The organism is Actinocrinis sp., assembly GCF_035605935.1.
Taxonomy (GTDB): Bacteria; Actinomycetota; Actinomycetes; order Streptomycetales; family Catenulisporaceae; genus Actinocrinis.
The window spans coordinates 1-5,422 of record NZ_DATNGK010000168.1 but is presented as its reverse complement, the minus strand read 5'-3'; the positions used below and the strand labels follow the sequence as shown (position 1 = coordinate 5,422).

The window sequence follows — 5,422 nt, the reverse complement described above, 5'->3', positions numbered from 1 at the left end:
TGACGCCGCGACAGGGCCGCCGCGTAGCCGCGCTCGGGCGGCTATCGGGGAAGCGCGGGCAGTTCGCCGGTCCGCTCGTACTCGGTGAGCATGCCGATGCGACGCGCATGCCGCGGGTCGCCGCTGAACGGGGTCGCGACGAAGAGTTCGACGAACCGCACCGCGTCCTCGATCGGATGCATGCGGCCGCCGATGCTGATCACGTTGGCGTCGTTGTGCTGCCGGGCCAGGGTGGCGGTCTGCTCGCTCCAGACCAGCGCCGCACGCACGCCGGGGACCTTGTTCGCCGCGATGACCTCGCCGTTGCCGGAACCGCCGATCACGATGCCGAGAGTGCCGGGCTCGTCGGCCGCGCCCTTCGCGGCGCGCAGCACGTAAGGCGGGTAGTCGTCGGTGGAGACGTACTCGTGCGGCCCGCAGTCAACCGGCTCGTGGCCGAGTTCCTTGAGGCGGTCGAGCAGGCGGGTCTTCAGTTCGTAGCCGGCGTGGTCCGAGCCGAGGAAGATTCGCATGGGCACAGTTTCCCATCCCGCACCCACGGTCTTGCGCCGAGCCGGGCGCACAGGCGACTCACAGGAAGCCCCCAGGTACGGCACAGTGGGAACGCGTAGTTTTTCGCCGGGCCGTGGTAAGTGCAACGCGGCACTTCCAACAGGGGGCTGAACGCGATGAGCGAGCGCCAGAACGGCAAGACGGAGGCGCGCATCCTGGTCGTGGACGACGAGGCCGCGATCACCGACCTGGTCGGCCTCGCGCTGCGCTACGAGGGCTTCGAGGTGGCGACGGCGGGCACCGGCCGCGAGGCGCTGAGCAAGGCCGCCGAGTTCGCCCCCGACCTCGCGGTGCTCGACGTGATGCTGCCCGACTACACCGGCATCGAAGTGTGCGGGCGGCTGCGTTCGCAGGGCGTGAAACTGCCGGTCGTCTTCCTGACCGCGCGCGACGCCACTGAGGACAAGATCACCGGACTGACGGTCGGCGGCGACGATTACGTCACCAAGCCGTTCTCGCTCGACGAACTGATCGCCCGCATCCGGGCCGTGCTGCGGCGCACTCGTCCCGAGCTGGAAGACGCCCGGTTGGAGTACTCCGATCTGATCATCGACGAGGATGCGCACGAGGCTCGGCGGTCCGGCTGCCTGCTCGACCTGACCCCGACCGAGTTCAAGCTGCTGCGCTACCTGCTGATCAACGCCGGCCGGGTCATGTCGAAGGCGCAGATCCTCGACCACGTGTGGCAGTACGACTTCGGCGGCGGCGACAACGTGGTCGAGACGTACATCTCCTACCTGCGCAAGAAGGTGGACCGCGAGCGGCCGCCGCTCATCCACACCGTCCGCGGCGTCGGCTACTCGCTGCGGCTGCCGAAGGAGTAGCGATGCGCCTACCGCGCGTCCGCCGGGCCCGCACGCTGCGCAAGCGGCTGCTGCACACCCTGCTCACCCGGCTCGCGCTCGGGCTGACCGTCGCCGCGATCGGCACGTTCTTCGCGGTGCACACGGTGCTGCAAAACCGGTTGGACAGCGAGCTCGACCGCACCGCGCAGCTCGTGGACCAGGTCACCCTGCAGAGCGCCGCCCCAGGCCAGCCGCCGGACTTCACCCTGGCCGGGGCAACCGGGGGCGGCAACGACTCGGTCTGGCACCTGCTCAGCAAAGCCGGGCTGCTGCCGATCTACATTCAGCTGCGCGATATCGACAACAAGGTCCGGTTTCAGCAGCCGGCGAATACCGGGCTGACGATCCCCGCGGTGCTGCCCGTCGGAACCCCCGGCTCGGGCTCCGCTCACGACGGAGCGCACTTCTACGGCGTCAACACTCCCAACGGCCCGCGTCATCCGCCGGGCCCCACCTATCGGGTGCGGGTCTCGCGGCTGCCGGACGGGCACGGCTACCTGGTGCTCGCCGGAGTGGAGAGCGACATCAGCGACACGATGCGGAACGTCGCGCAGATCGAGGGAGTCGCCTGGCTGCTGGCGTTCCTGATGGTCGGGGTGATGGCGAACCGCCGGATCAAGCGGAACCTGCAGCCGTTCGAGCGGATGGGCGATCAGATCGTCGCGATCGGCGCCGGGGAGCTGGACCGCCGTATCGATCCTTCAGACGGGGTGACCGAGGTCGGGCGGGTCGGCGCCTCGGTCAACGCCATGCTGGCGCGGCTTGAGCGGGCCTTCCACGAGCAACGCTCCTCGGAGGAGCGGCTGCGCCGATTCATCGCCGACGCGTCGCACGAACTGCGCACGCCGCTGGCGTCGATCCGCGGCTACGCCGAATTGTTCCGGCGCGGCGCCGCGTCCCGGCCGGAGGATCTGGCGCTGGCGATGCGGCGGATCGAGTCGGAGTCGGCCCGGATGGGCGTGCTGGTCGACGAGTTGCTGCTGCTGGCGCGACTGGACTCCGGCCGTCCGCTCGGCCGCGGCGCGGTGGACCTCGGCGCGTTGGCCCGGGACGCCGCCCGCGATTCCCAGGCCGCCGGGCCGCAGTGGCCGGTCGATGTGACCGTGCGCGTCGAGCAGGACGGCGCACAGACGCGCAACGGCGATCAATTCGCCGTGGATGCGGCCGCGCAACGCGTCGAGGTCTGCGGAGACGCCGACCGGCTGCGACAGATGCTGGCGAATCTGCTTTCGAATGTCCGCGCGCACACGCCGCCGGGCACGCCCGCGTCCATCAGCGTCCGGAAAACCGGCGACACCGCGGTCGTCGAGGTCGCCGACGCCGGCCCCGGTCTCACCGAGGAGCAGCAGGCCAAGGTCTTCGAACGCTTCTATCGCGCGGACGCATCCCGCAAGCGAGGCGATGGCGCGGGCGGGTCGGGACTCGGCCTGTCCATCGTCGCATCGGTCGCGGCAGCGCACGGTGGCACGGCGCAAGTGCGGTCGATTACCGATTGCGGCACCGTTTTCACCATCCGGCTCCCGATCTCAGGCACCGCATCAACGCCGGATGAGGACGCCACCCCTGCTTCCGGCTCGGCTTTCACAATGCCGCCAGGAAATCTCACGGCGCCGCCAGGAACTCTCACAGGACCCTCACAGGAGCCGCACAGTACCCAGCCAGGCGCTCCTGGTTCGCTCTCGGATAGTGCGCCGCGCGCAGAGGCGGTGCCTGATCACGGGAGTAGGAGGGGATCGGCCGCCATGGAGAGGCTCTCGACGTTCGTCACCGCCCACCGCAAATGGATCTACGGCCTGTGGATCGCCGCGTTCATCGCCGGAATCGCCGCGTCAAGCACGCTGTCCAACCATCTCGACAAGACGTTCGCGATGCCGGGTCAGCCGAGCTATGTGGCCAACCAGGCGATCGTCGCCGAGTACGGCAACGGGGGCATGGCCACGCCGCTGGTTCCGGTCGTGAAGCTGCCGGCCGGCGTCTCGGCGACCGACCCGCGGGTGACCGCGGCGTTCAGCTCGCTCGACAGCATTCCGCAGGCGCGGGTAGCGGACTACGCGAACACGCACGACGCCAAGTTCATCGGCTCGGACGGGCGCACCACCTACGCTCTGGTCTTCACGCCCGGGGGCGGCGGCATGTCCTCCGGCAAGATCCAGGATCAGATCTCCGCCAGCGTGCAACAGAAGCTGACGGCCGCGCTGCCGTCGGGCTCGACCGTGCTGATCACCGGTGAGCAGCCGCTGCAGAGCAACGGCTCTGGGTCTGGCAAGGGCTTGAGCATCCTCAACGAGGTGCTGCTCGGCGGCGTCGGCGCGCTCGCGGTGCTGCTGTTCGTCTTCGCCTCGCTGCTGGCGCTGGTGCCGCTGCTGGTCGCGGCGGTCTCGGTGCTGACCGCCTTCCTGGCGATCCTGGGCATCACCGAGATCACCTCGGTCTCGATGATCGTGCAGTTCCTGGTCGGGCTGATCGGGCTCGGCGTCGCGATCGACTACTCGCTGCTGCTGGTCACCCGCTGGCGCGAGGAATTGGCGCACGGATACGACAACGACACCGCGGTGCGCCGCGCGATGACCACGGCCGGCCGCGCGGTGGCCTTCTCCGGCGTCACGGTCGCGCTCGGCCTGCTCGCGCTGGTGATCCTGCCGGTGCCTTTCCTGCGCTCGATCGGCTACGGCGGCATGATCATCCCGCTGGTGTCGGTGTGCGTGACGCTGACGCTCGTCCCGGCGCTGCTTTCCGGCATCGGCAGGCGGCTGGACTGGCCACGCATCCGGCACGAGGACAAGGCCTCACGCAGCTGGACCGCCTGGGCCCGCTTCGTGGTGCGGCGGCGCTGGATCGCGGCGATCGGAGCGCTGGTGGTGCTCGGCGCGCTGGCGATCAACGCGACCGGCCTGAAGATCGGCGACCCTTCCTCCGACTCGCTGTCGCAGAGCGGCCCGGCGCACGACGCGGTGGTCATGCTGCGCGCCGCGAACATCCCGACCGGAGTGCTGACCCCGATCGAGATCTACGTGCCGAAGTCCGCCACCACCCAGGCGACGACCGGCGCGGTGTCCGGTATCTCAGGCATCGACTTCGCCGCCGCGCCGACCGGCCCGGCCTGGAGCCGGCCCGACTCCGCGCTCGTGGTGGCCGTGCCGACCCCGGAAAGCACGAGCACCGCGGGCGAGGGCGTCACGCGGGCGGTGCGCGGGGCGCTGGCCACGGCCGTGCCCGGAGCGCTCATCGGCGGCATCGGCGCGGTCGAGGTGGACATGATCCACGCGGTCTACGGCAACTTCCCGTTGATGCTGGTTCTGCTCGGACTGCTCACCTTCGTGCTGCTCGCCCGGGCGTTCCGCTCGATCGTGCTGCCGATCAAGGCGGTCATCCTCAACCTGCTCTCGCTCGCCGCGGTCTACGGCGCGCTGGTGCTTATCTGGCAGAAGGGCTTTGGCTCCAACGCGATCTGGGGCATCCCGGCGACCGGCACGATCACCGGCTGGATCCCGCTGATGGTCTTCGCGTTCCTTTACGGGCTCTCGATGGACTACGAGGTCTTCATCCTGGCCCGGATGCGCGAAGAGTACGACGCGACCGGCTCCACGTCGAAGGCCGTGGTTACCGGCATCGGCCGGACCGGGCGCCTGGTCACCTCGGCGGCGCTGATCCTGTTCCTGGCCATGGCCGCGCTCGGCTCGGCACCGGACACCGATGTGAAGATGTTCGCCACCGCGCTGGGCGCCGGCATCCTGCTGGACGCGACGATCGTGCGCGCGCTGCTGGTTCCGGCACTGATCTCGCTGTTCGGGCGGTGGAACTGGTGGATGCCGGTGTGGGCGGCGCGCATCCTGCGCGTCGAGCCCTCCCCGTCGCGGCGCGAAACCGACGACGCCGCCGAGCCGGTCCCCGCACTCCCCTCGCCCGGCACCGGCACCGGCACCGAGGCGACCGAGCCGGAACACACCGGCGTGCGTTAACCGCCCGCCCAATCCCCAACCACACCGACCAATCAACGGGGAACGGCCGGGTGGAGTGCGCACCTA

Annotated in this window: 3 protein-coding genes; 2 read left to right on the top strand and 1 reads right to left on the bottom strand. The window is 69.9% G+C overall.

The window, feature by feature from the left end:
• Positions 1–41: 41 nt before the first annotated feature.
• A complete protein-coding gene (locus tag VN779_RS13760) occupies positions 42–512 on the bottom strand; it encodes a ribose-5-phosphate isomerase (RefSeq protein ID WP_325723183.1) in 471 nt (156 codons plus the stop codon).
• Positions 513–668: 156 nt separating this feature from the next.
• Here VN779_RS13760 and VN779_RS13755 point away from each other — a divergent pair, with 156 nt between their 5' ends.
• The gene (locus VN779_RS13755; protein ID WP_325723182.1) at positions 669–1,376 is read left to right on the top strand and encodes a response regulator transcription factor; all 708 of its coding nucleotides are present in this window, start codon (positions 669–671) and stop codon (positions 1,374–1,376) included.
• A 2-nt stretch (positions 1,377–1,378) separates the two neighbouring features.
• On the top strand, positions 1,379–5,356 hold the full coding sequence (locus tag VN779_RS13750) for an MMPL family transporter (RefSeq protein ID WP_325723180.1): 3,978 nt from the start codon (positions 1,379–1,381) through the stop codon (positions 5,354–5,356).
• The last annotated feature ends 66 nt before the right edge of the window (positions 5,357–5,422 follow it).

What these genes read in the sequence shown, in the direction of transcription:
- VN779_RS13760 (WP_325723183.1), bottom strand. Translation starts at nt 512, where the DNA reads ATGCGAATCTTCCTCGGCTCGGACCACGCCGGCTACGAACTGAAGACC.
- VN779_RS13755 (WP_325723182.1), top strand. Translation starts at nt 669, where the DNA reads ATGAGCGAGCGCCAGAACGGCAAGACGGAGGCGCGCATCCTGGTCGTG.
- VN779_RS13750 (WP_325723180.1), top strand. Translation starts at nt 1,379, where the DNA reads ATGCGCCTACCGCGCGTCCGCCGGGCCCGCACGCTGCGCAAGCGGCTG.